This window comes from Pelosinus fermentans JBW45, assembly GCF_000271665.2.
GTDB lineage: Bacteria > Bacillota > Negativicutes > DSM-13327 > DSM-13327 > Pelosinus > Pelosinus baikalensis.
In genome coordinates this window covers 1,999,272-2,024,754 of sequence record NZ_CP010978.1, presented here as the reverse complement: position 1 = coordinate 2,024,754, position 25,483 = coordinate 1,999,272, and the positions used below count along the sequence as shown (strand labels likewise).

Sequence of the window (25,483 nt, the reverse complement as noted above, 5' to 3'; positions counted from 1 at the left end):
CTCCCATAGATATAAATCAAAGACGACGATACAGCAAAAAAGCTACTACCATACCTAAAATACTAATTAAGTTAGGCTGCAAAGCAAAGCCAGCCATAAATCTTATGACATACAAATTAATCGTAACAGGCGGCACATCTAAGACAAGAAATGTTTTTACTAAATAGGGAGCAAAGCCAGCTGCTATATCAGAATGAGAAATAACTTCTCCCAAAATACCGCCAAAAACTGCACCCGTAAGCAAAAATAGTACAAACATACCATATCCATTACTTTTAGCGCCTCGCAATATTATTCCCCCCTGCATCTATTATAAGACAGTCTAAATACATATGCTATAGTAGTTATTTACTTATTGTAATGGTTTTGGCATAGATCTTGGTACCTTTGCCAAAAAGTAAGCCACAGTCATCCCTGTCGCCCAGCCTGTTGGCACTGCCAATAATACTAAATAAGGTAAATACCATAATAAAGTAAGGCTAGATACCACTAAAGCCGCCATTATAATTTGTGCTACACCATGTATAACGGCACCAATGATACTAATTCCGATAAAAGAAAAAGTCGAGTGCCAAGCAGTATAAGCATAGGCCATCAATAACGTACTAGCAATAGCACCACTCATACTCATCGCAAAAGCTGGGCCAATAAGAATTCCTCCAAATAACGATGCTAAAAAAACTCGTATAACTACCACATATATGGCATCACGCCAACCAAAAGTTGCAATCGTAATTAGAGATACAATATTTGCTAGTCCTAATTTAATTCCAGGTATGGGAAGTGGCAAAGGAATCCAAGATTCTACAATGTGCAGCACACTGGCTATAGCCACAAATAAAGCCATTAGCACCATGCGTCTCGTATGATTCATAATTTATCAGCCTTTGTTATCTACTTTACCGCCTTGTCGGTTAGTCTAGATTATTTTACCGCAAAAACCCTTAACATGCAAATGAGATACATATAAAAAACCGCAGAAGATTTTTTCTTCTGCGGTTAATTAGCAATTTTCTCTATTTTGCGCAAGATGCACAAGCAAGAGCCGTACTTGCTTCATTTTCTGTACCAGGCACAATCCCTGTTACAAAAGGACGAATCGCCTTTGTCGGGCATTTACTTAAGCATACAGCATCTGAACATTTTTCTTCGCAAATCTTAGCATCTACAATAGCCAAATTATTCACCATCTTTATCGCTTCATATGGACACTGACGCATACAAAGGGAACAGCCAATACAAGCAACACTACAGGCTTTTTTTGCTACAGCACCTTTATCTTTTGAGTTGCAATTTACACGAACTCTTGCCCCAACAGGCATAAGAGAAATAACTTGTTTAGGACATACGCTAACGCATTTACCACAGGAAGTGCACTTCTCGGGGTCAATAATAGGTAAGCCTTCTGGACTCATACTCATGGCATCAAAAGGGCAACTTTTAACACAGGTGCCTAATCCTAAACAGCCATATTTACAAGATTTTGGTCCGCCAAAAAGCAAGTTGGCAGCAACGCAATCTTCTACACCCGTATATGCATAGGATCTTTTAGCCTTATCATGAGTACCTGCACATTGCACTTGGGCAATTTGCGGTTCCATAGGGGCAGCTGCTTTACCTGTAAGTTCAGCAACAAGTTTTGCCACTGCGTCTTTACCTGGTGAACACAAATTAGGTGCTACATCAGGATTGAGCACAACTGCCTCAGCATAAGCCATACAACCAGCATAACCACAGGCACCACACTGTCCTTTCGGCAAAACATCCTCTACGATATGGATGAGCGGATTAACTTCGATGGAAAACTTTTTGTTTGAATAAGCCAATAGAAAACCAAAAAATACCCCCAGAGATGTCAATACGATCAATATCAATATTGGTGTACTCATTTTTCATCACCTTCTATCATTATAGTGTGATCATTCCCGAAAAACCAAAGAATGACAATGCCAACATTCCTGCCAAAATGAAAGAAATACCCAGTCCTTCCAAGGATTTTGGTACATCTGCATATTGTAGTTTTTCACGCAGGCTAGCCATTAAGATTAGAGCCAAAGCAAATCCGACTCCAGAGCCAATTGCAAGTACGAAACTTGTCATAAAACCATTATGAGACTCAGCATTAGTAATCGGCACGGCAATTACAACACAGTTAGTCGCAATCAACACAAGATAGATTCCCCACATATTATATAAAGCTGGGGCATGCTTTTTAATAACCATTTCTAGTAATTGTACAAGCCCGGCAATCAGTACTACAAATGTTATTAACATGAGTACTTCTAACCCAAGGGGGTGAAGAACATAATTATATACTGCCCAGGCAAGCAAAGTACTTATTGTCATAACTGACGTAACTGCCATCCCCATACCAATTGAGGCGTTGAGATTCTTCGATACACCGAAAAAGATACATAAGCCTAAAAACTGAGTCAACACCATATTATTGGTAATTGCCGAAGCTACAAATAATTTTAAATATTCCTCCATTATGCATCACTCCCTTGCTTAGCCGCCTTTAATTTATCTTGGTGTTGACCAATCAAATTAAAGCTAGCAATCATGAGCCCTATGATAATAAATCCACCTGGTGGCAAAATCATAATGAGCGCGGGGTCATAAGACGCCCCGAAAACTTGAATGCCCATTAGTGTACCATTACCAAGTAGTTCACGGACGATGGCAATGAATACCATGGCACCAGCAAAACCTGCACCCATTCCCAAGCCATCCAAAAATGATAGAAAAACAGGATTCTTAGCTGCAAATACTTCTGCCCTAGCTAAAATAATTGCAAACACAACAATAAGATTTAAATAAAGATAGAGTTCCTTATATATATCTGGAAGGTAAGCTTGTAATGTTAAAATAAGCACTGTAACAATCGTGGCAATGGACGTAATGTATACAGGAACCCGCACTTTAGGATTAACCCATTTACGAAAAATGGATACGACTACGTTATTCGCAGTGATAACAAACATAACTGACAACCCCATGGCCAATGCGTTATAGACATTGGAAGTAACCGCCAATGCCGGACACAAACTTAAGGCAAGGCGGAATATGGGGTTCTGATCAAATAACCCTTTATAAAAGATGTCCCATAAATTCTTCATATTCAGCACCTCACTTCTTTTTGTCGGCTGTAAAAGCAGATACTTCTTCCACAGCTTCCTTAATTCCTTTGGTCACAGCACGAGAAGTAATCGTTGCTCCAGTTAACGCCTGAATATTTTTATCACTAGGAACTTTTACTACTTCTAAATTTTCAGCTGCTTTGCCAGCAAATTGCTTACGAAAGGCTGGCTTTTCAGCTTTATCCCCAAGACCTGGGGTTTCCTTATGACTTAGAATCGCATAATCGATAATTTTGCCATCAACAGATACAGCAGCCAACATTTTTATAGCGCCAGCATAACCTTTACTTTCAGCTGGTACAACATATGCAATTACTTTACCATCTTTTAGTGCTGCATACCAGCCTGTTTTACCTTCAATGGCTTTAAAATCCTGGGCATCAGCAACGAGTGCCTTACGTGCCTGATTATCAAGCTGGATCCTTGTCTTAGCAGCAATTGGTGCCGTTACGGCATAAGTGCCTGCAATTACTGCGCTTGAAAGCAAACAGGCAAGTGTAAGATTGATACCTACTTTAAAAACGCTATCATTTTGTTCATGTGCATCATGTGCCATATGCCTTACCTCCTTGCACCATATTTTACAGGTCTTACTAAACGGTCAATCAGGGGCGTGACGCAGTTCATCAATAATATTGCATAACATACGCCTTCAGGATAACCGCCCTGCAAACGGATTAGGACAGTAAGAGCACCGGCTCCTATAGCAAAAATAATTTGACCCTTAGTAGTAATTGGAATGGTTACCATGTCTGTCGCCATGTAGAAAGCACCCAAGATAAGACCTCCAGACATCATATGAAGAAGTGGATCTCCACCAAATGCAGCAGTCAAAGCTCCTACAGTACCAATCATAACTATAGGAACCTGCCATTTGATATAACCTTTATAGATTAGATAAATTCCACCTAAAAGGAGAAGAATTGCTGAAGTTTCTCCCATACTACCAGCGCGCTCACCTAAAAACAAAGACTTGTACATGGTAGCTTGATCACCGAAACTCGCTACAAGTTTTTCGTACCCTTGCAGTTTTAGAATCCCTAAGGGAGTGGCTGATGTTAGCCCATCCACTTTACCAACCATATCTCGTGAGATTGGCCAAGTAGTCATAGCAATCGGCCAGGATGCAAGAATAAATGCACGCCCAATAAGAGCAGGATTAAAAATGTTAAATCCTAAACCACCCATAGTGTGTTTTGCAACAGCAATAGCAAAAATGGACCCCGTCAGCGGCATATACCACGGCAATGTTGCAGGAATATTCATTGCAAGCAGCAAACCTGTTAAAAAGGCACTGCCATCTCCTATAACCATAGGCTTATTCTGCCATTTTAAAATTAAGTATTCGGTTACTACTGCGGCAACAATGCAAATAACTAGATTAACAAATGCAGGCATTCCGAAATTAAAGATTGAGAAAAGTGCTGCAGGCGCTAGCGCTGCGTTAACGCTCCACATAATCTTTGAAATTGATTCATCACACCGGATGTGGGGTGATGCCGAAACCATTAAATTATCTATTTCTATTTTTGTTTTTGCTTCTATGCTCATACAGCCACCTCCTTATTTCTTCGCCGCCATTGCTGCATTTTGCGCTTTGGACAATTTAATATAATGAACGATGTTACGTTTTGCAGGACATACATATACACAAGAGCCGCACTCCACACAATCCAATAAATCATATTCTTCCTTAGCTACTGAATATGCATTGCGTTCAGCTAATATACTCAGCATGCTAGGCACCAATCCCATTGGACAGGCCTCTACACAACGCCCACAACGGATACAGGGACGCTCCGGACCAATATTAACATCAGCTTCACTTAGTGCCAGAATACCTGATGTCCCTTTTATAATGGGCACATCAAGAGTACGTTGTGCCATTCCCATCATAGGTCCACCCATAATCACTTTAACTGGTACTTCGGTAAATCCACCACACAATGCTACAGCTTGGGCAAATGTAGTACCAATTCGTAGTAATAAGTTTTTAGGTTGCGCAATCGCACCACCAGTAACAGTTGTTACCCGTTCAATCAATGGGATTCCTTTTTCTACAGCATCTGCAATGGCTACCACAGTACCAACATTTTGAACTACTACACCAACATCCATTGGCAATCCACCAGAAGGTACATCAGTACCGCAAATTACGCCAATCAATGTTTTTTCTGCCCCCTGGGGATATTTCGTCTGAAGGGGTACTACTTCGATTTCGGCAATTCCAGTACAGGCTTTATTCATTACAGCAATTGCATCAGGCTTATTTTCTTCTATGCCTATATATCCTTTACTTACGCCCAATACTTTCATTGCAATTTGCATACCAGTCACGATTCTTTCTGACTGTTCTAACATCACTCGATGATCTGCAGTAAGAAATGGTTCGCATTCTGCTGCATTTAATATAAAAGTATGAATCGGTTTTTCTGCAGGTGGAGCCATTTTTACATGTGTAGGAAACGTTGCTCCCCCCATGCCAACCATACCTGTTTGACGAATAATTTCCTTAATTTCTGCTGCCTCTAAGGTTTTCCAGTCACGTTGCAGAGGCAAACCTTCTACCCATTCATCTTGCCCATCACTTTCAATAACAACGGACATGCAGGCACCAAATACTGGATGAGGATACTCAGCAAGCTCTACTACCTTACCTGAAGTAGAAGCATGTATCGGGCTTGAAACGAAAGCCTGTGCTTCAGCTATCACTTGCCCTTTTTTAATTAAATCCCCAACTTTTACTATTGGTGAACATGGTGCACCAATGTGTTGTCTCACAGGAATAATGACTTTCTCAGGTATAGGCGCAATTTCAATCGGTTTACTTGCGGTATACCTTTTACGGTCGTCGGGATGTACACCCCCACGAAAGCTTTTTGCCATAATTTCACCCCTCTTAAACTAACTAATGTCATTTATTTTCCTCAGCCTGCTAAAGAAAGGCTTAATTCAAATGAAGGTTTTCCTTCATTAAACCTTGTCCCTCTTATCCTTTAACTTAGCTCTGACCTACAATAGATAGAGGCATTAAGAGCTTTAGTCATTAGATAAAATTCGTACAATCATCGGTTGCATCTTACTATCGGATCTGGCAGCAGAATCGAAAAATTTAATATACACGACTGATAAAATGAAAGCAAACATACCACCAATAATCTGAAACCATAATGGCCGATAGCTTAAATGCTCGGCAAAGATTCCACCTATAACCGCACCAATAAAGACTAAGATTAGTGGTAAAATATACACAATAAAAGCAGCTTTTAACATATTCACTTCTCTGACTTCGATAGCTACACGCTGACCAATCTTGGCTCCTATATCATTTCTCGCCTCAAGTACCAATGCCGAATTTCCGGGACAAGCTCCACAGTTTTCACAGTCATTATGGCGACTTGTCTTTACTTTTGCCAAATGATTGCCAACCACTTCAAGAACAATTCCTTCTTGCTGCTTATCCATAAAAGAGCTCCTTTCTACATTTCTGCCTGTTGGAATATAAATCACATAAGTTTACTCTACACCAATTAATTAGCCTCTGTCAATCATTCAGAAACAATATTCTATATCCTACAGCAGTTACTTTTTTCACGTTATTTGCCGCTATTTGTTATTCTAATATTATAGTTATTGTTTGATAATTCTAATAATTTGGTTTTATTTTGTAAATTCGTACAATAAACTAATACACATCTTTGATGAGATCAACTACCTAAATCACTTTATGTTTTATATTGAAAATAAAGGGCTGGCTCAAGGATTATAAAAATCCCTTGAGACAGCCCTTAAAATTATTAATTTATATTAAATAATTTTTATTTACTTAATAACAGCCAAAACTTCGTTAGGTTTTACACTTTGATCAGCTGCTACATTAATGGATTTTACAGTGCCATCAACAGGAGCAGTAATCTCATTTTGCATTTTCATTGCTTCAAGAATCAACAAAACATCGCCTTTTTTCACTGCTTGTCCTGCTTTAGCAAGTACTTTTACAATTTTGCCAGGCATTGGAGAAGGAACACCAGTTTCACCAGCGCCAACTTCAGCAGCAGCAGGTGCAGCAGCGGCAACTGGAGCTGCTGCTTTAGGAGCAGCCGGAGCAGCAGCAGGTTTTGCTGCAGGAGCAGCCACTGCTTTTGCTTCTTTTACTTCTTCTACTTCAACCTGATATGCAGTACCATTCACAGTAATATTAAATTTCTTCATTTTACTAACCTCCAAATATTTATAATATGCTTATTTTATGCGTTTTTGCGACCAGCAATAGACCATTCATTGCTATTACGTATAATTTTTACAGCCTGAAAACCTGTGCCCAACATTTCATAAATAGCCGCAGTAATAACTGCTACTACTTCTGGGGAAACACCTTTTGCATCTATCTTCATACTATTCCACACCTTCCTTTATAGAGGAATGTTGCCATGTTTCTTTTGTGGCCGTTGTTCGCGCTTGCTAGCCAGCATACTTAAAGCAGTGATGATACGAGGCCTAGTTTCTTTTGGTTCAATAACCTGATCAACGAAACCACGTTCTGCCGCTTTATATGGAGTGGCAAATTCTGCTATATATTGTTCAGTCTTGGCTTTAACGTCTGGATCGCCACGGAATATTATGTTTGCTGCACCGGCAGGTCCCATAACAGCAATCTCAGATGTTGGCCAAGCCATGACCTGATCCGCACCCAAATCTTGTGAACACATTGCTAAGTAAGAACCACCATAAGCTTTACGAGTAATTACTGTCACTTTTGGCACTGTTGCTTCTGAATAAGCATACAGCATTTTGGCACCATGACGAATAATTCCACCATATTCTTGACTAACACCTGGTAAGAATCCTGGAACGTCAACTAAGTTGACCAAAGGAATATTAAAGGCGTCACAAAAACGAATAAAGCGAGCAGACTTATCAGATGCATCCACATCTAAGCAACCTGCCATTACTGACGGCTGGTTAGCAATAATGCCTACTGTTTGACCATCGAAACGAGCAAAGCAAGTAAGAATATTTCTTGCAAAATACGGCTGTACTTCATAGAAATCACCATTATCAACAATGGCAGAAATAATATCTTTCATGTTATAAGGTTGATTTGGATTATCAGGTAACAGCGTATTTAAAGACTCTTCCATACGATTTACATCATCTGTATTTAAGACGACTGGAGATCCTTCTAGGTTATTACCAGGCAAGAAGCTCATCAAACAACGGATTTGCTCTAAGCAATCCTCATCATTTTCCGCAACAAAATGAGCTACCCCGGAGGTTGTATTGTGAGTCATAGCCCCACCCAACGCTTCAGCTGTAACTTCTTCCGCCGTAACAGACTTAATTACTTGCGGACCAGTAATAAACATTTGACTGGTGTTCTTAACCATATAAATGAAATCAGTCAGAGCTGGAGAATACACTGCACCACCAGCGCACGGTCCCATAATAACTGAAATCTGAGGAATTACCCCTGAAGCCAGTGTATTATTATAGAATATTTTACCATAGCCGGCGAGTGCATCTACTGCTTCTTGGATACGTGCGCCGCCTGAATCATTAATACCAATGATAGGAGCCCCCATTTTCAAGGCTAACTGTTGTACTTTAACAATTTTAGCAGCATGCATTTCACCTAACGATCCACCTACTACAGTAAAATCTTGAGCAAATACATACACTAAACGTCCTTCAATTGTTCCATAGCCAGTAATAACGCCTTCAGCAGGAGCATTTACGGAAGCCATATCAAAATTTACACAGCGATGAGTAACAAACTGATCCAATTCAACAAACGTATTAGGATCTAATAGTTTTTCTACACGCTCACGAGCAGTTAACTTGCCAGTAGCATGTTGCTTATCGATCCGCTTTTGACCGCCGCCTAATTTGATTTTTTCCTGCCTTGCTTTTAAATCTTCAATCTTCTCTTGGACTGTAGCCATTTTACACCTCCAACAACATTCAAATATCACTATATAGTAAGACTATATAATTCGCAATATTTTCTAATTGTATACATTATATAACTCTATCAACTCTTATTTACGTTCTGATAACTCAAGTAAAATGCCGCCAGTCGCTTTAGGATGAACAAAAGCAATTGAGGCCCCGCCTGCACCGTAACGAGGTACTTCATCAATCATACGTACACCTTTTGCTTTCAAATCAGCAATCGCAGCTTCGATATTATCCACACGCAAAGCAAGATGCTGTATACCTTCACCATTCTTGTCAATATATTTAGCAATAGGACCATCTGGTGAAGTGGATTCTAAAAGCTCAATCTCACTATCTCCACAAGGATAGAAACAAACTTTCACTTTCTGTTGTTCTACAGTTTCCTCGCCTGCTGCTTCCATACCAAGTACTTCGCTATAAAACTTCTTAGCCTGTTCTAGATCTTTTACGGCAATACCAATATGGTCTACCTTTAATGTTTTAAACATAGTAAATCCTCCTTTTTCAATTATCGTAAAATAGTTGTCATTATGTCGCCAACAACAGCATACGGATTTTTTTCGCGTTTTTCTACACTGATTACCAACTCATCGAATTTTCCATAATCCGAAAGCTGTTTTCGCACATATCTTCCAACCTGTTCATCAAGCATCGCTAACAATTCACTTTTGGTACGATTGGTGCGACGGTTGACAAATTGACCCGATTCTTTTGAGTGAACAATCTGCTTTTCAATCGCTTCAGCTAACTCGTTTATACCTTCACCACGATTTGCTATAACACGTTGAATCGGTGGACGCCACTCTATTTTATCCTGATTTAAGTCTAGCATCATTTCTAGCTCGGTGTGAAGGCGGTCAACCCCTTCATGATCTGCCTTATTAATGGCAAAAACATCACCAATTTCTAATATACCGGCTTTAATTGCCTGAATATCATCACCTAAACCAGGTACTAATACTACTAAAGTAGTATCAGCGGTTTTGACAATATCGACTTCTGACTGCCCTACACCAACGGTTTCAACAAGAACCACATCAAAACCAAAAGCATCTAAAATCTTAATCGCTTCCGATGTCTTACGGGATAAACCACCCAAACTGCCTCTAGTACCCATACTGCGAATGAAAACACCTTGATCCAAGGTTAGTTCATTCATGCGAATACGGTCACCTAAGATAGCTCCACCTGAAAAGGGGCTTGTAGGATCAATTGCAATAATACCTACGGTTTTCCCTTGACGGCGATATTCTTTAGCTAGTTTATCCGTTAATGTACTCTTGCCTGCGCCTGGTGGTCCAGTAATACCAATAATATGAGCATTACCAGTATGAGAATATAATGTTTGCATAATCGATACTGCATCATCATATTCATTCTCCACAGCCGTGATAGCCCTGGACAGGGCTAATCGAGAACCTTTTAATAATTCATCTGCAATATTCATTGGTTACACCACCTTATGCTACTGTAACACAGCCTGGGCTATATTATTTTTATTTCACATTTTCCTTGATGTAGTCAATGATAGTAGTTGTTGATGTACCTGGCGTAAACACTTCGGATATACCAGCTGCTTTAAGAACAGGTATATCAGCATCAGGTATAACTCCGCCACCAATTATTAATACATCCGTCATACCTTTTTCACGGATTAACTCAACAATACGTGGGAACAAGTGATTGTGAGCACCAGATAATAAACTTAAGGCAATTACATTTACGTCTTCTTGCAACGCAGCTTCTGCTATTTGCTCGGGAGTTTGGCGCAGACCCGTATAAATAACCTCAAAGCCAGCATCACGCAAAGCGCGAGCTACTACTTTCGCTCCCCGATCATGTCCATCCAAACCTGGTTTTGCAACTAATACTCTAACACGTTTTTCCATCGTTATTCCTCCTATCCTCTTACAGTGTTGCATGCGCTTGGTATTCACCAAAAACTTTACGCATTACGCCACAAATTTCACCAAGTGTTGCATAGGTTTTTACTGCTTCCAAGATGATTGGCATCAAATTAACGCTGTCATCACCGCAAGCTGCTTCTAGTTTTGCTAAAGCCGCAGTTACAGCAGCATTATCTCGTTTTGCTCTTAGATCAGCAAGCTTTTTCTTTTGCAATTCACCTACAGAAGCATCTACACGCAAGAGGCCTTCTACTGGTTTTTCTTCAATTTGGAATTTGTTCACACCAACAATCACTCGATCGTTGTTTTCTACTTCTTTTTGCCATTTATAAGCACTGTCTTGAATTTCTCGTTGGATATAACCTTCTTCAATCGCAACAACAGCACCGCCGATGTCATCAATTTTCTGAATGTATTTCAATGCTTCTGCTTCGATTTGGTTCGTCATTGCTTCTACATAGTAAGAACCAGCTAAAGGATCTACTACATCTGCTAAACCACTTTCATAGGCTACAATCTGCTGGGTACGAAGAGCAACACGTACGGAAGCTTCCGTTGGCAATGCCAATGCTTCATCTTTAGAGTTTGTGTGTAAGGACTGAGTACCACCCATAACGGCTGCTGCGGTCTGTAAGGCAACACGTACTACATTGTTATCAGGCTGTTGCGCAGTTAGCATGGATCCTGCTGTTTGTGTATGTACACGAAGCATCCAGGATTTAGGGTTTTTAGCACCAAAGCGTTCTTTCATGATTTTGGCCCATACACGACGAGAAGCACGGAATTTTGCTACTTCTTCTAATACATTATTGTGAGCATTCCAGAAGAAGGATAAACGACCAGCAAAGGCATCTACATCAAGTCCAGCTTTAATTGCGGCTTCGCAGTACGCAATACCATCTGCAATGGTGAAAGCAATTTCTTGCGCTGCAGTTGAACCAGCTTCACGAATGTGATAACCAGAGATGGAAATGGTATTCCAGTTCGGTACATTCTTTGAACAATATTCAAAGATATTGGTAATCAAACGCATGGAAGGCTTGGGAGGGAAAATGTAAGTACCGCGAGCTGCATACTCTTTCAAAATATCATTTTGAATGGTACCATTTAATTTTTCTGGTCCAATGCCATTTTTCTCAGCTACTGCAATATACATCGCAAGAAGTACAGATGCGGGTGCATTAATGGTCATCGAAGTGGATACTTTGGCCAAATCGATTTGGTCAAACAAAATTTCCATATCTGCCAAAGAGTCAATGGCTACCCCTACTTTACCGACTTCACCTTCGGAAATGATATCATCAGAGTCATAGCCGATTTGAGTAGGTAAGTCAAAGGCGCAAGATAGACCTGTACCACCAGATTCTAAGAGGTAACGATACCGTTTGTTAGATTCTTCAGCTGTTGAGAAGCCAGCATACATACGCATTGTCCAGAAACGACCGCGATACATAGTCGGCTGCACACCACGGGTAAATGGATAGGATCCTGGTAATCCTAAATCTTTTTCATAGTCTTGACCCTCAAGGTCTAGTGGAGTATACAATCGGTTATACTCCAGGTTTTTACGTTCTGGGAATTTGGCACTTGCTTTTTCTACTTTGGCAGTATACTCTGCCACTTTTAATTTTAAGCTTTCATTATCCATACTAATAATCCTCCTTTACTGCTTCTTCATGGTGCCGGTCTCTATAAACCGGGTATGCCATGAAAGTGCTTCTGTTAAAATATGTGGTGTTTGTGCGTATTTGGTCGCTTTTTCGGCTCTTTCCAGATAATCCATCAGCATAGGCTTATAGTCCGGATGAGCACAATTTTCTATAATTACCCGCGCCCGTTCTTTGGGACTAAGTCCACGGACGTCGGCCACACCCAATTCAGTTACAAATATATCAACATCATGTTCTGTATGATCCACATGAGAAACCATGGGAACAATGGATGAAATGGCTCCATTTTTGGCAGTGGAGGTACTAAAGAAGCAGGTTAGATACGCATTACGAGCAAAATCTCCTGAACCACCTATACCATTCATCATTTTTGTACCCATGATATGGGTCGAATTTACATTTCCATAAATATCAAGCTCAATGGCTGTATTCATGGCAATAACACCAATTCTTCTGGCAATTTCAGGACTATTTGCTATTTCCTGAGGACGCAGCATCATGATTTTACGATAGGTATCAATATTTTTGTAGAATCGTTCTAGTCCTGCAGGAGATGGGGAGAACGAAGTACCAGAAGCAGATTTTAACTTACCAGCATCCGCTAAATCCAACATTCCATCTTGAATAACTTCAGTGTAAACTTCTAAATCTGTAAAATCAGATTCAGCAAAGCCGCTTACTACTGCATTGGCAACGGAACCTACACCCGATTGCAACGGTAAGAGTCCTTTTGGCATACGGCCGGCTTTTATGTCTTTTTTCAAAAAGTCAATAAAAAGTGCGCTCATAGCTCTAGCATCATCATCAATGGCTGCTAAATCACGAACATCATCCCGAATATCACATGGAACGATGTAGGTTATTTTATCAAGACCGCATGGAATATAATTGGTTCCAATACGATCATCGGCTTTTACAATCGGAATTGGCAGACGATGAGGAGGATCCAGCGGAATATATACATCATGCATTCCTTCTAAGGCTAAGGGCTGGCTTGTATTGACTTCCACGATCACAATGTCGGCACTTTGCACAAAGGAGGCAGAGTTGCCCATGGATGTGGTCGGTATAATATGTCCTTCTTCGGTAATGGCACATGCTTCAACAATCGCTACATCCACCTTACCACCTAAAAATCCATATCGAGACATTTGAGCTGTGTGACTCAAATGTAAATCGCAGTATTTTACGCCACCTGAATTTAAGGATTTGCGAATCTCATTATTGGTCTGATAGGGTAATCGTTTATTAATCCCATTTACGGCGGCTAACGCACCATCTAATTCTTTTCCTACGGATGCACCAGTCCAAAGGTTAATTTGGAAATGTTCTTTTTTGATTCGTTCAGCTAATGCCAACGGTACGGCTTTTGGATAACCAGATGGCGTAAATCCACTGGTTCCGATATTCATTCCAGGCTTAATAACTGTCGCTGCTTCTTCCGCGCTCACGATTTTGGCATGAAGCGCTTTGTTACGCACACGATCTTTGATATCAATCATTTTAACACTTTCCTCCATACATTTGAGTGATTAATTTGTTGGTGTCTGCCGGGCTAAGTAGAAGGATAAGCTACTTAATCCTACTGACAAGTCTTCATTGATAACTCGAACAGCTTCAGGCACCTTAATTTTTCTCGGGGCAAAATTCCATATGCCCCGTACTCCAGCAGCAACTAATTGATCAGCTACTTCCTGAGCATACATTTCGGGCACGGCAATAATGCCAATATGAATTGTCCTTTCCTCCATCACCTCTTTTAAGCGGTCTAAATGAAAGACCTCTGTACCTTTTATACATTGCCCAATTTTATTGGGATCAACATCAAACATAGCTACTAAATTGAAACCTAGGGAATCAAAATTACGGTAATTAGCCAATGCCCAGCCTAAGTGTCCTACACCCACCACAGCAATGTGCCAATTGTAATCAAGTCCTAAGATTTCTCCTATATTGCGAATGAGTTCACTCACATAATAGCCAACACCCTTTTTACCAAATTGACCAAAAGAAGCTAAATCTTTACGAATTTGTTCCGGAGTCACTCCTAGACGTTGCCCCAGTTCTTCAGAAGAAATAATCTCCATACCTTCTTCCTGACTTAGCCTCAAGGTCCGAAAATACAATGGTAAACGATCTATCGTGGCCTTGGAAATGGAAATTTTGTCTTTACTGTCTTTCAAGCCAGAATCCTCCCTCGAATGTAAGTGGCGAATGAGCAGTTAACATTCTTTTCTCTATTTTCTCTCATTTCTCTAGTATGTACAATTTCTCACATAAACTAAAAAATCCTGCCTCTTATTAAGATATTATTTTATTTTTATTTAAATTTTTTAATTATTTTCAACTCATTCTTACTTTTTATGCCAAAAATACATTTTAATTCCTTCTATTCTATGTAATATGCAATTAACGCATAAACCGCATTCTTAAAGGCTTTGTTTTCCTTGATAGCAAAAATAGAGCACAATGGCTCTATTTTTTGTAACAATACTCTATATTACTTTTTTCAATCGATAATTCTGATCTTGCCGCTGAGAATTTTGCTGCCACACTACTACAATGAGTGCATTCAGCAACCAAAACAACATGGATAGCTGTATATTAAACATTACATAATCCGTAAATCCATTTACAATCAGACCAAATATCGCTCCCACAATTCCTAACATAATTCCGGATGACCATCGAATAGACTCTCTTACTGAAGATAAGGCTAAACGCAAGTGTCCACACATGATCGTTAAGAAAGTAATCAAACCTGGAATACCAATTTCAGCAGCAATATTTAAATACATATTATGAGCATGAAAAATCTTAGTATTCGGATTATTTATGAAAAAATCATAGTCGGGATATACCATCCAATAGGCTCCCCAACCAATGCCTAGAAATGGCTTATTCACAATCATAGCGATTGTGCTCTCCCATAGAGCCAACCGCAGCGTTGATGAAGTATCGGTAGGATTCATAATTGACATAAGCCGCTCTAGTAATGCATCATGAGCAAAAAATGCAATAACAGGCAATAACAACAGCAGCCAAAATACTTTACGATTGCACAACATACCATACATAGCCACAATGGCTAATACACTAAGCCAGGCACCTCGCGAATAGGTAAGAAGTAAACATCCCCCAAACAAGATTACTAACACAGAATATACTATTTTATACTTATTCTCCTGCGCTTTATATCCCATACCTGAAGCAATCGCCATCATGGTAACTAAAAACCCAGCCAACAAATTAGGATTTTCCAGAGTAGAAAAAACTCGCATCTTTAGATCTGGAAACTGCTCTCCATCTACCCACTCAAGAGCTGAGAGGGTAGCCCCAAAAAAATATTGATAAAAGCCATACATAGCAACCACTACCGCTGATGCTAACATACTCCATATAAGCCGCTTTACTTGACTGCTAGAACGCATATTATTGACAACCAAATAGTAAAGTAATATGTATCGTCCCATTAAGTTGTAATAGTTATAAAAACTAAAGTCTCTATCAGGGGATGCCAAAATAGAAGCTGCAGATAATAGAACCAATAAGGCTATACCAGCATCGAAAGGGGTCGCCTTAAAATCCAGTTTTTGTAGAACTATGATCTTTCCCAGCCATAACAAAGCACCTAGACCTAGAAAGACACTGCTCCATTTAAGAGACAATGGCAAAAAAAAGGTCACCGCCAGTATGCAGTGCTCAATCAAATATTCTAAAAAATACTGAGTATGGGTAGTTCTATATGTTATATACATAAATTCACCCGTCTAATAGCACTTACCATTTAGTATTTTCTACGTACTCATACTATTTAGTAATTGCCAAATTCAATACCATTTTTAATTATAGCTAAGAAAGAGTCATTTGTCTAGCTACATATTATTTTTCGGACAGCACCAATTAGATATAAGGAACCCGCAACACAGAGAATATCGTCTTCACCGGCTAATAATTTGGCACGTTTTACCCCCTCCTCAATGGAAGAAGCGACTTCTACATGTTCAGCCTTTATTTCCCGGGCAACTATTTCTGGTTTTCCTGCTCTTTCAGACATAGGGGCCACAACAACTACTTTATCTTGCGATCGTATTAATGTCATAACCATAGTCTTCACATCTTTATCTTGTAAAATTCCTAACAAGAAAACTATATTTTTCCCTTTACAAAATCGATCTAAATTTTCCCGCAGTGCTCTCATCCCATCAGGATTATGTGCACCATCAATAATCACAGTAGGTCTTCCAGGCATTACCTCAAACCGTCCAGGCCATCGTACTGTTAGTAGTCCCTTTTCGATTGCAGATAGATCAATACGTTTTTCATTTTTCCCCAGAACCATTGCAGTCATAACTGCTACTGCACAATTATCGACTTGATGTCCACCCAGAAGATTAACAAGAAAAGGAACTGCTTTTCTTTCGGTTCCAACCGCTACCATTATTCTTTGACATTCCCCTTCCATTTCAAGAAATGTTGCTGAAAAATCTTCTCTGTATACGTAACAAATCGCTGCGCTTTTTTGTGAGATATTTTTTATAACATCTAAAGCTTCTCCTTGGGCACCTGTAATCACCGGGACATTTTTTTTAATAATTCCTGATTTATGATGGGCAATTTCCCTTACGGTGTTGCCACATTTATCTGTATGGTCCAAAGTAACGTTAGTAATCACTGATATTTCAGGCATAATCACATTCGTTGAATCTAAAAGCCCGCCCAAACCAACTTCAATGACAGCATACTCCACGCCACAGGCTGCAAAATAATAAAACGCAGCTGCCGTTAGCACTTCAAATTCAGTTGGATGACCTAATCCTTGTGCTACTATTTTATCCATAAATCTACTTGTATACGCAATAGCCTCTCCAAATTGATCAGGAGTAATTTCTTTTCCATTCACAATCATACGTTCTGTATACGCAGATAAATGCGGCGATGTATACATACCTGTGTTTATTCCTGAAGCCCTTAGAATGGATGCTAACATTGCTGTCGTTGATCCTTTGCCATTAGTACCTGCTATATGAATGGTTTTAAATTTTCTTTCTGGATGGTCCATTAATTCTAATAGTTTTTCAATTCTAGCTAAACCTAAATTAATTCCAAACTTAGTTAGATTAGCTAAATAGGTTAGGGATTCTTCATATGTCATTGTTTTCACACCTTCCAAAATAAACTGACAAAGTAGAGTAAAATAATGGAACCACAAAAGTACAAAGGACACAAAGGAAACTATAATCAACTTCCTACATACCTACTTTATATGCCTTATATCGACACTGTACCTTTGTGGTTCACAAATCATACCACTATATTTATTACCTTATACTCTCTACAGCGTAGCCAAATAAGCCAAGCGTTCCCGAATTGCTGTTTGCTTTTCTTGATACTCTTCTGCTTTTGCTTTTTCTTTTGCAATCACTTCTGCTGGAGCCTTCGCTACAAAACCTTCATTGGAAAGCTTTCCTTCAATACGAGCAATTTCTTTCCCTAATATTGTTAATTCTTTATTTAATCGAAGAGATTCTTTTTCTATATCAATTAAACCTTTTAATGGCAGGTAAATTTCCACACCACTCACTACTGCAGTCATCGCATTATCTGGTTTGGCGTCATCGGCTCCTAATAATTGGACCGACTCTGCTGAAGCCAGAGTTTTTATATACTGTAAATTACTTGCAAACACCTGCTGAAATTCACTAGCTGTAATTTGCAAAATAACTTCACTCTTTTTCCCTGGTGGCACGTTCACTTCCGCTCTCATATTACGAATTGACTTAATGGTTTCCATCATTGTAACCATCTGTTGTTCCGTATCTTCATTAATGAGTGTTGCTGAACTGTCAGCAGGCCAATCAGCTACCATGATGCTCTGTCCATCATGAGGCAAATGCTGCCAAATACTTTCTGTAATAAATGGCATAAATGGATGCAATAGTTTTAACGTATTTTCTAATACATACCATAAGACATACTGAGCAGTATTCCGAGCCTCGACTGCTTCCTTGTTGTACAATCTGGCTTTTGCCATTTCAATGTACCAGTCGCAATATTCATTCCAAATAAATTCATATAACAGACGAGCTGCTTCTCCTAATTCAAAGCGTTCTAAATTACGAGTTACCTCACTCACCGTCTTAGCGTAACGACTTAAGATCCATTTATCTGCTAATGTAAAATAATCCATCTCCTTGGCTGTAGCACCATAACTTGCTAATTGTTCCACAGTGGTTACGTCTTCTAAATTCATCAATACAAAACGAGATGCATTCCAAAGCTTATTGGCAAAATTACGGCTAGACTCTACCCGCTCCCAATAAAAACGCATATCATTTCCCGGCGTATTACCAGTCACTAATGTAAAACGTAGAGTATCTGCACCATTTTTGTCAATAACCTCTAGTGGATCAATCCCATTTCCTAAGGATTTACTCATTTTACGTCCCTGTGAGTCACGCACCAAGCCATGAATAAATACATGTTTAAAAGGAATTTCCTTCTTAAATTCTAAACCCATCATAATCATTCTGGCTACCCAGAAGAAAATAATATCATAACCAGTTACCAGTACACTTGTAGGGTAAAACTGCTCTAATTCTTCTGTATCTTCTGGCCATCCCATGGTAGAAAAAGGCCATAAGCCGGAGCTAAACCAAGTATCTAATACATCCTCATCTTGTTCTATGTTATGACTACCACATTTAGGGCATGCAGTAACTGCTTCACGGGCTACAATGGTTTCTCCACATTCACAATACCAAGCTGGAATACGATGTCCCCACCAAAGCTGGCGAGAAATACACCAATCTCGAATATTCTCCATCCAATTAATATAAGTTTTAGTAAATCGTTCAGGCACAAACTGAATGGCACTTGTTGTCACAGCCTCAATCGCCGGTTCTGCTAATGACTGAATTTTAACAAACCACTGCTTAGATACTAATGGTTCCACAACAGTAGAACAACGCTGACAATGCCCTACAGCATGCATATGGTCATCCACTTTTACCAAAGAGCCTAATTCTTCTAAGTCAGCAACCAATATTTTACGACACTCATAACGATCCAGCCCTGTATATTTACCAGTATCCGCTGCCATTGTACCATCGTTAGCAATTACAACGATTTGGGGTAAATTATGACGCAACCCCATTTCAAAATCATTCGGATCATGAGCAGGCGTAATCTTAACAGCACCTGTACCAAAAGCAGGATCTACATATTCATCTGCAATAACTGGAATCAGTCGTCCTACTAAAGGCAATACTAATTGTTTCCCAATTAAATCACGATAACGAGCATCTTCTGGATTCACAGCTACTGCTGTATCACCCAGCATGGTTTCTGGCCGAGTCGTAGCCACCGTCACATATTCCCCTTGGCTTCCCTTTACCAGATAACGAACATGATATAAATTCCCTGGTTTTTCTTCATGTTCTACTTCAATATCGCTAAGTGCAGTATTACAACGAGGACACCAATTGGTAATGCGGTTGCCCTGATAAATAAGTCCCTTCTCGTATAATGAGACAAAAACCTCACGCACTGCTTCAGAACAGCCTTCATCCATGGTAAAGCGCTCTCTTTGCCAATCACAAGAAGCACCTAAACTTTTTAATTGTTTAATAATCCGATCCCCATACTGCTCTTTCCATTCCCAAACTTTTTCGATAAACTTCTCACGCCCCAGATCGTGGCGAGAGCTGCCTTCTTTAACCAACATTTCTTCTACTTTTATTTGCGTAGCAATACCAGCATGGTCGGTTCCTGGCATCCACAAGGTATTGTAGCCTTGCATACGGCGAAAACGAATTAGAATGTCCTGCAAGGCATTGTCTAAAGCATGGCCCATATGTAACTGCCCAGTTACATTAGGCGGGGGAATCACAATGCTAAAAGGTTTTTTGTCCTTATTTACGTCCTCATGAAAGAAACCATTATCTTCCCAATATTTATACCACTTTTCTTCCACTGCCTGTGGGTCATACACAGTTGGAATATTCTTTTCCATCTAGAGATCCTCCTACTATTTTAATCATATTAGAAAATATTTAGACGTTCTTTTAACCGCAGAGGTACAGAGAACGCAGAGAAAATAATAAAAAGCTCTTTCATCCTAAAAGGACGAAAGAGCATGCTTTCGTGGTACCACCTTGCTTCTTCGAGATAACTACTTCTAGCAGTCATTCGAACTCTAATGCCATAACGGGGCATACCGACTGCACCTACTATCAGTTCAATGCAATAGCTCCAGGACTACCTTCCGCTATCCCACTTCCGAGAGATCTTTCAGCCACGGATCTCCTCTCTATACGGCGGTAATAACGTACTCCTTCCTATCATAGCCTCTAAAAATATATACTATATACTATACCCATAGTATATAGTATTTGTCAAGAATACATACAAGATTCTATACTCTAGAAAATAAATATCTAGTCAATTAGCAGCTTATCTCATGCCTATAGTTATCCAAGATACCTTAAATAAATATAGATACTAGAAATCACAATTGATAGTATCATTAAAGGAAATGCCACTTTAAAGTATTTCATGAAAGAAATGCTATGACCATTTTGTGCGGCTAGCCCCACAACTATCACATTAGCGCTAGCTCCAATTAACGTTCCATTCCCTCCTAAACAAGCCCCCAGAGCTAAGCTCCACCAGAGAGGTTCAAGATTAGCAACGCCCATGGTTCCCATTTCTTTGATAAGGGGAATCATCGTAGCCACAAAGGGAATATTATCAACAAAAGCCGAAGCAATAGCACTCAGCCACAAGATCACCATTGCAGTAGCCACGGAATTACCTGCCGTTAATTTCATTAGATCTTGGGCTAATACGGAAATAATACCCGTCTCGACTAACCCAGAGACCAGGATAAACAAGCCAACGAAGAAGAAAATCGTTAACCATTCGATTTTGTGAAAAATTCTTTCCAGTTCATGTTCCGATTGGGCATAAGTCATTACTAATAATAGTACTGCTCCGGAAAGGGCAACCGTAGCCGACTCTAAATGAAGAACCTGATGGAAGCAGAAAGCACCGATAGTAATTGAAAGTACAAACAACGATTTTTTAAGCAGAGGAATATCTTGAAGTTGCTTTTTCTCATCCAGTTCCATTACTTTCGCTTTAAGTTCTTCCGTAGTCTTCAAACGATTGCGATAAATAAGCACCAATATCCCTAAGGTAATAATCAGAATGAAACATGAAATCAATGCTAAATTATTAACAAATGCTGCAAATGTTAACTCTTTCACGGCACTGCCAATCATAATATTCGGAGGATCACCAATCAGGGTTGCCGTACCGCCAATATTTGACGCTATGATTTCTGTGATTAAATACGGTATCGGCGTAACTTTCAGCTGAGCTGTTATGCTAAAAATAACAGGAGTCATTAAAAGCACCGTTGTTACGTTGTCTAAAAGTGCCGAACTTACAGCAGTTAAAATAGCAAGTGAAACTAAGAGTTTCACAGGATCAGCATTCACTTTTTTAGCTGCCCATATTGCTAAATAATTAAATAAGCCTGTTTGACTAACAATCGAAACCATAATCATCATCCCGATTAAAAGACCAATCGTATTGAAATCAATATGATGAAACGCGGTTTCTTGGCTAATTACCTGAAACAAAATTAATAAAACAGCCCCTCCTAAAGCAGTAACTGTACGATGGATCTTTTCTGAAATAATTAGGGCATATGCCACTAAAAAAACAATGACCGCAATGAGTGATTTTTCCATATAACGTCTCCTCTTATCTCCTAGTATTTGATAAAAATCTTATAAAGCTTATTCATTGCAATTTTGTTCCTAATCATTATTTCAACCCCTTTTCTCCCTTAGTCTTCCCCAAAAATGCAAAAAGAAGCCTGTCGGGTGACAGACTCCTCCATAAACGTTCCCATATGTACTTGTTCTAGGTATATACTCACACCATATAAATAACAATATCAGGTTACGTAAACTAAAAACATTTTACCACAAGATTACTTTTCATGTCCATTACACTCACATAAAATTTTTTACCGAAAGCTTTAGCAAATGCATCATCTGCAAAAAATTATTCGCTTTTAATTCCTGCCCGGCAAGCAGAGCGATTTGAGCACAAGTTCGAGCATCATGCAAAGCATTATGATGATCAAAATCGATCCGAAAACGCTGGGCCAGGGTATTTAACTTATAGTTTTCTCCACCTGGCCATGCTTTTTTGGCAATTTGAACCGTACAAGCATGCTTAAACGCAGGAACAGGTAAAGAATATTCTCGTAAGATACTTCGTAATACACTAATATCAAAGGTCGCATTGTGAGCGATCACGATCTTATTTTCAAGATGCGGCCGGATTCTTTCCCACAGTTGATCAAAGGTTGGTTTATTCAATACCTGTTCTGGATGTATGCCGTGAACTTGTATATTACGAAAATCAAACTTTAGCACAGGTGGTCGAATTAACGAATAAGCCGAGCGCACAATCTGTCCATTTTCTACTGTTACAGCCGCCATACTACATACACTCGATCGGCTGGCATTGGCCGTTTCAAAATCAATTGCAACAAAATCCATTATCCTTTGGCGCTAGGTGCGCGCTGCTCCTCTCTATAATAAAATATAGCTACTAAAAATAATTATACTTTGTAGTATATCATTATCTCCGTAAAGTTCACAGTCTAAATTCTTCTGCGCATCAAAAAATAGATGTAGGAATACCTCAACTTTTGCAAGATATTCTTACACCCATTTCTTAATGATTTCGATTGTCATACATGATTTCATATATCTTCGGTCGCAAGGTCTTCAGCTTATTCATAAATGTATCGCTGATTTTAAGGAGTAAACCACAGCTTTTTTCTTTTTCAGTAAATGTTAGCATTCGAGTAACTCTGCCATCAGCAGCCGAATATCGATGAACAAGGCGGCTTACGCCCTTACGCTTAAAGATATTTCCTTTATATTGATTACAATAGCTCTCCAGAGAGTCTAAACTGACTGTAAATGTACGAGAAGCATAGAGGAATTGACTTGTAATGATTAGCTCTTGATTGGTTAGCACATAGGTATAGCGTACAGCATAACGCCACAGTAATAATCCACAAAACAAACCAATATAGGCTATGCCAAGGAAACTGGGTTTCCCCGCAGTATAAGATTGAATCTCAATTCCCATCCATATAATAAGTGCAATGACAGATAGACCCATCCAGAAAAGTTTTTCTTTGCAAAATTGTGACGTTTCTTGATATTTTACCATAATACCTCCTGTGTTCCAGTCTTTTAGAATGCAAGACCCTTTTTCAAGAAAACTCTTATTATTATCATATCGTAAATACAATCAAGGGAGCAAGCATCTTCTTGCCCCCTCGACAAAGGATTATCTTATTTCGGAAAAAATGGCCACACCATCGGAATAATAATAATGGAAACGATAAAGCAGACAAGAACAAGACCGCTCCCAGCTTTCACATAGTCCATAAATTTATATCCACCAGGACCAAGCACCAGCGTATTCGGCGGAGTTCCAACAGGAGTGGCAAAAGCGCAGGATGCAGCAACAGCAATCGCCATCAATACAGCATGGGGACTGGCCCCAATTCCTTTGGCAATGGAAATGCCAATCGGTGCTAACAAAGCAGTTGAAGCAGTATTAGACATAAACTGTGTCAAGCCGCAAGAAAGAATAAAGAGACTTGCAGTCACTACCATCGGTGATGGACTTCCTCCCATTGCATTTACAACAATATCGGCTATCATCTTGCCTGCCCCGCTCTTTTCCATAGCAGCAGCAATCGGCATCATACCTGCAAAGAGAAAAATAGTTACCCAATCAATACTATGATAGGCTTGTTTTTCCTTTAAGCAGCCCGTAAGTACAGCAAGAATCGCTCCAATAATAGCAGCAATCTCAAGAGGTATTGCTTTAAGATCAAGTCCCATAACAATAACTACAGCAAGCAGGATAATACCCGAAATCCACATTTTCTTGGGATCATTCACACTCACTTCAATCTCTTGTTCAATTTCTTGCTCTGTTGAAATTTCCATTTTAGGCAACAAATGTTTCCCAATAAACATCATGTATAACATGCCAGCAATCGTAAGGGGAATACCGATCCAAGCAAATTCGAAAAAACCAAAGGGCTCAAAACCAGCAGCTTTTAACGCACCAGCCGCAATAATATTAGGAGGCGTACCAACAAGGGTTATAATCCCTCCTAAGCCAGCAGCAAATGCCAAAGGCATAAGCTGACGAGAAGCTGAAATCTTAGCCACGGCGCAAATGCCGATAATTACGGGCATAAGCGCTGCTGTTGTACCAGTATTGGAGCTAACGGCTGATAAAACTGCAGTAATAAGCATCACAGCAAACATCAAACCATTTTCGCTCTTACCAGCATATTTCACGACGGTTTCCCCCATTTTTTGAGCAAGGCCCGTATGAAACATAGAACCGCCAATCACAAACATACCTGCAAATAGAATAACTGTGGAGTTAGAAAGCCCCGAGAATACTTGAGTTATAGGAATGACCCCCAGAATACCTAAGGCAATGGCTCCACCCATAGCTGCAATAGCCAAAGGTATCGCCTCTGTAACAAATAATAAAGCTACAATTCCCAACACAATAAGTGTTATGATCGCTGGCGACATATAATTCTCCTCCTATTTACAACAAACTCTCATTAAACTTTTATATTTGATATCTAGATTCTATAGTACATCACTCTTCATAAATACGGCTTTATTCACGGATTAGCTCTAACGAATGGTTTGAACTATGATTCAGATGAAGTAAA

Annotated in this window: 25 protein-coding genes and 1 other annotated feature; all 25 genes read right to left on the bottom strand. The window is 39.5% G+C overall.

Going from position 1 to position 25,483, the window contains the following annotated elements:
* Positions 1-16: 16 nt before the first annotated feature.
* The 25 genes from JBW_RS08610 to JBW_RS08495 all read right to left on the bottom strand — a co-directional run bounded on the left by JBW_RS08610 (position 17) and on the right by JBW_RS08495 (position 25,337).
* Positions 17-259, bottom strand: a complete 243-nt coding sequence (locus JBW_RS08610) for a DUF4321 domain-containing protein (RefSeq protein WP_235334169.1) — start codon at positions 257-259, stop codon at positions 17-19.
* A 93-nt stretch (positions 260-352) separates the two neighbouring features.
* Positions 353-874 (bottom strand): Gx transporter family protein, encoded by a 522-nt coding sequence (locus JBW_RS08605; RefSeq protein WP_007959475.1) that lies wholly within the window; start codon positions 872-874, stop codon positions 353-355.
* A gap of 142 nt (positions 875-1,016) precedes the next feature.
* Positions 1,017-1,889 carry an RnfABCDGE type electron transport complex subunit B gene (gene rnfB / locus JBW_RS08600; RefSeq protein ID WP_007959476.1) on the bottom strand — a complete coding sequence of 291 codons (873 nt, stop codon included), beginning with the start codon at positions 1,887-1,889 and terminating at the stop codon, positions 1,017-1,019.
* A 19-nt stretch (positions 1,890-1,908) separates the two neighbouring features.
* Positions 1,909-2,490, bottom strand: a complete 582-nt coding sequence (locus JBW_RS08595; RefSeq protein ID WP_007936191.1) for an electron transport complex protein RnfA — start codon at positions 2,488-2,490, stop codon at positions 1,909-1,911.
* Positions 2,490-3,119 carry an electron transport complex subunit RsxE gene (gene rsxE, locus JBW_RS08590; protein ID WP_007959477.1) on the bottom strand — a complete coding sequence of 210 codons (630 nt, stop codon included), beginning with the start codon at positions 3,117-3,119 and terminating at the stop codon, positions 2,490-2,492. Before rsxE ends, JBW_RS08595 begins: the two co-directional genes overlap by 1 nt.
* Positions 3,120-3,129: 10 nt before the next feature.
* Positions 3,130-3,696 (bottom strand): RnfABCDGE type electron transport complex subunit G, encoded by a 567-nt coding sequence (locus tag JBW_RS08585; protein ID WP_007959478.1) that lies wholly within the window; start codon positions 3,694-3,696, stop codon positions 3,130-3,132.
* Positions 3,697-3,701: 5 nt separating this feature from the next.
* Positions 3,702-4,691 (bottom strand): RnfABCDGE type electron transport complex subunit D, encoded by a 990-nt coding sequence (locus JBW_RS08580; protein ID WP_007959479.1) that lies wholly within the window; start codon positions 4,689-4,691, stop codon positions 3,702-3,704.
* Between the two features lie 12 nt (positions 4,692-4,703).
* Positions 4,704-6,026, bottom strand: a complete 1,323-nt coding sequence (gene rsxC / locus JBW_RS08575; RefSeq protein ID WP_007959480.1) for an electron transport complex subunit RsxC — start codon at positions 6,024-6,026, stop codon at positions 4,704-4,706.
* 153 nt (positions 6,027-6,179) lie between these two features.
* Positions 6,180-6,605, bottom strand: a complete 426-nt coding sequence (locus JBW_RS08570; RefSeq protein ID WP_007959481.1) for a SoxR reducing system RseC family protein — start codon at positions 6,603-6,605, stop codon at positions 6,180-6,182.
* A 357-nt stretch (positions 6,606-6,962) separates the two neighbouring features.
* Positions 6,963-7,352 carry a biotin/lipoyl-containing protein gene (locus JBW_RS08565; protein ID WP_007959482.1) on the bottom strand — a complete coding sequence of 130 codons (390 nt, stop codon included), beginning with the start codon at positions 7,350-7,352 and terminating at the stop codon, positions 6,963-6,965.
* A 35-nt stretch (positions 7,353-7,387) separates the two neighbouring features.
* On the bottom strand, positions 7,388-7,534 hold the full coding sequence (locus tag JBW_RS25265) for a hypothetical protein (RefSeq protein ID WP_007959483.1): 147 nt from the start codon (positions 7,532-7,534) through the stop codon (positions 7,388-7,390).
* An 18-nt stretch (positions 7,535-7,552) separates the two neighbouring features.
* Positions 7,553-9,082, bottom strand: coding sequence for a methylmalonyl-CoA decarboxylase subunit alpha (gene mmdA, locus JBW_RS08560; RefSeq protein WP_007959484.1), 1,530 nt, complete (start codon positions 9,080-9,082; stop codon positions 7,553-7,555).
* A 96-nt stretch (positions 9,083-9,178) separates the two neighbouring features.
* Positions 9,179-9,586, bottom strand: coding sequence for a methylmalonyl-CoA epimerase (gene mce, locus JBW_RS08555; RefSeq protein ID WP_007959485.1), 408 nt, complete (start codon positions 9,584-9,586; stop codon positions 9,179-9,181).
* A gap of 20 nt (positions 9,587-9,606) precedes the next feature.
* A complete protein-coding gene (gene meaB, locus JBW_RS08550; RefSeq protein ID WP_007959487.1) occupies positions 9,607-10,545 on the bottom strand; it encodes a methylmalonyl Co-A mutase-associated GTPase MeaB in 939 nt (312 codons plus the stop codon).
* Between the two features lie 49 nt (positions 10,546-10,594).
* Positions 10,595-10,987: a cobalamin B12-binding domain-containing protein gene (locus JBW_RS08545; protein ID WP_007958059.1), complete on the bottom strand. Its 393-nt coding sequence runs from the start codon at positions 10,985-10,987 to the stop codon at positions 10,595-10,597.
* Positions 10,988-11,006: 19 nt separating this feature from the next.
* Positions 11,007-12,653 (bottom strand): acyl-CoA mutase large subunit family protein, encoded by a 1,647-nt coding sequence (locus JBW_RS08540; RefSeq protein ID WP_007958060.1) that lies wholly within the window; start codon positions 12,651-12,653, stop codon positions 11,007-11,009.
* Positions 12,654-12,668: 15 nt separating this feature from the next.
* Entirely contained in the window at positions 12,669-14,177 is a 1,509-nt protein-coding gene (locus tag JBW_RS08535; RefSeq protein ID WP_045820605.1) for an acetyl-CoA hydrolase/transferase family protein, read from the bottom strand.
* 30 nt (positions 14,178-14,207) lie between these two features.
* Entirely contained in the window at positions 14,208-14,858 is a 651-nt protein-coding gene (locus JBW_RS08530; protein WP_007957288.1) for a redox-sensing transcriptional repressor Rex, read from the bottom strand.
* A 312-nt stretch (positions 14,859-15,170) separates the two neighbouring features.
* Entirely contained in the window at positions 15,171-16,433 is a 1,263-nt protein-coding gene (locus JBW_RS08525; protein ID WP_007957287.1) for an O-antigen ligase family protein, read from the bottom strand.
* Positions 16,434-16,546: 113 nt separating this feature from the next.
* Positions 16,547-17,830 (bottom strand): bifunctional folylpolyglutamate synthase/dihydrofolate synthase, encoded by a 1,284-nt coding sequence (locus tag JBW_RS08520; protein ID WP_036681198.1) that lies wholly within the window; start codon positions 17,828-17,830, stop codon positions 16,547-16,549.
* 180 nt (positions 17,831-18,010) lie between these two features.
* Complete coding sequence (locus JBW_RS08515; protein ID WP_007957285.1) at positions 18,011-20,689, bottom strand: valine--tRNA ligase; 2,679 nt, start codon at positions 20,687-20,689, stop codon at positions 18,011-18,013.
* Positions 20,690-20,795: 106 nt separating this feature from the next.
* Positions 20,796-21,030, bottom strand: a binding site (T-box leader).
* A gap of 116 nt (positions 21,031-21,146) precedes the next feature.
* Positions 21,147-22,433: an SLC13 family permease gene (locus tag JBW_RS08510; protein WP_007957282.1), complete on the bottom strand. Its 1,287-nt coding sequence runs from the start codon at positions 22,431-22,433 to the stop codon at positions 21,147-21,149.
* 267 nt (positions 22,434-22,700) lie between these two features.
* On the bottom strand, positions 22,701-23,255 hold the full coding sequence (locus JBW_RS08505; protein ID WP_007957280.1) for a 3'-5' exonuclease: 555 nt from the start codon (positions 23,253-23,255) through the stop codon (positions 22,701-22,703).
* A gap of 178 nt (positions 23,256-23,433) precedes the next feature.
* On the bottom strand, positions 23,434-23,940 hold the full coding sequence (locus JBW_RS08500) for a hypothetical protein (RefSeq protein ID WP_007957279.1): 507 nt from the start codon (positions 23,938-23,940) through the stop codon (positions 23,434-23,436).
* A 125-nt stretch (positions 23,941-24,065) separates the two neighbouring features.
* The gene (locus JBW_RS08495) at positions 24,066-25,337 is read right to left on the bottom strand and encodes an SLC13 family permease (protein ID WP_007957277.1); all 1,272 of its coding nucleotides are present in this window, start codon (positions 25,335-25,337) and stop codon (positions 24,066-24,068) included.
* Positions 25,338-25,483 lie beyond the last annotated feature (146 nt).

Coding starts and splice junctions, on each gene's coding strand:
- JBW_RS08500 (WP_007957279.1), bottom strand. CDS start 23,940: ATGGTAAAATATCAAGAAACGTCACAATTTTGCAAAGAAAAACTTTTC.
- rnfB (WP_007959476.1), bottom strand. CDS start 1,889: ATGAGTACACCAATATTGATATTGATCGTATTGACATCTCTGGGGGTA.
- JBW_RS08565 (WP_007959482.1), bottom strand. CDS start 7,352: ATGAAGAAATTTAATATTACTGTGAATGGTACTGCATATCAGGTTGAA.
- JBW_RS08535 (WP_045820605.1), bottom strand. CDS start 14,177: ATGATTGATATCAAAGATCGTGTGCGTAACAAAGCGCTTCATGCCAAA.
- JBW_RS08520 (WP_036681198.1), bottom strand. CDS start 17,830: ATGACATATGAAGAATCCCTAACCTATTTAGCTAATCTAACTAAGTTT.
- JBW_RS08545 (WP_007958059.1), bottom strand. CDS start 10,987: ATGGAAAAACGTGTTAGAGTATTAGTTGCAAAACCAGGTTTGGATGGA.
- JBW_RS08570 (WP_007959481.1), bottom strand. CDS start 6,605: ATGGATAAGCAGCAAGAAGGAATTGTTCTTGAAGTGGTTGGCAATCAT.
- JBW_RS08610 (WP_235334169.1), bottom strand. CDS start 259: ATGTTTGTACTATTTTTGCTTACGGGTGCAGTTTTTGGCGGTATTTTG.
- JBW_RS08495 (WP_007957277.1), bottom strand. CDS start 25,337: ATGTCGCCAGCGATCATAACACTTATTGTGTTGGGAATTGTAGCTTTA.
- mmdA (WP_007959484.1), bottom strand. CDS start 9,082: ATGGCTACAGTCCAAGAGAAGATTGAAGATTTAAAAGCAAGGCAGGAA.
- rsxC (WP_007959480.1), bottom strand. CDS start 6,026: ATGGCAAAAAGCTTTCGTGGGGGTGTACATCCCGACGACCGTAAAAGG.
- JBW_RS08585 (WP_007959478.1), bottom strand. CDS start 3,696: ATGGCACATGATGCACATGAACAAAATGATAGCGTTTTTAAAGTAGGT.
- mce (WP_007959485.1), bottom strand. CDS start 9,586: ATGTTTAAAACATTAAAGGTAGACCATATTGGTATTGCCGTAAAAGAT.
- JBW_RS08510 (WP_007957282.1), bottom strand. CDS start 22,433: ATGGAAAAATCACTCATTGCGGTCATTGTTTTTTTAGTGGCATATGCC.
- JBW_RS08540 (WP_007958060.1), bottom strand. CDS start 12,653: ATGGATAATGAAAGCTTAAAATTAAAAGTGGCAGAGTATACTGCCAAA.
- JBW_RS08595 (WP_007936191.1), bottom strand. CDS start 2,490: ATGGAGGAATATTTAAAATTATTTGTAGCTTCGGCAATTACCAATAAT.
- rsxE (WP_007959477.1), bottom strand. CDS start 3,119: ATGAAGAATTTATGGGACATCTTTTATAAAGGGTTATTTGATCAGAAC.
- JBW_RS08505 (WP_007957280.1), bottom strand. CDS start 23,255: ATGGATTTTGTTGCAATTGATTTTGAAACGGCCAATGCCAGCCGATCG.
- JBW_RS08525 (WP_007957287.1), bottom strand. CDS start 16,433: ATGTATATAACATATAGAACTACCCATACTCAGTATTTTTTAGAATAT.
- JBW_RS08515 (WP_007957285.1), bottom strand. CDS start 20,689: ATGGAAAAGAATATTCCAACTGTGTATGACCCACAGGCAGTGGAAGAA.
- JBW_RS08605 (WP_007959475.1), bottom strand. CDS start 874: ATGAATCATACGAGACGCATGGTGCTAATGGCTTTATTTGTGGCTATA.
- JBW_RS08580 (WP_007959479.1), bottom strand. CDS start 4,691: ATGAGCATAGAAGCAAAAACAAAAATAGAAATAGATAATTTAATGGTT.
- meaB (WP_007959487.1), bottom strand. CDS start 10,545: ATGAATATTGCAGATGAATTATTAAAAGGTTCTCGATTAGCCCTGTCC.
- JBW_RS25265 (WP_007959483.1), bottom strand. CDS start 7,534: ATGAAGATAGATGCAAAAGGTGTTTCCCCAGAAGTAGTAGCAGTTATT.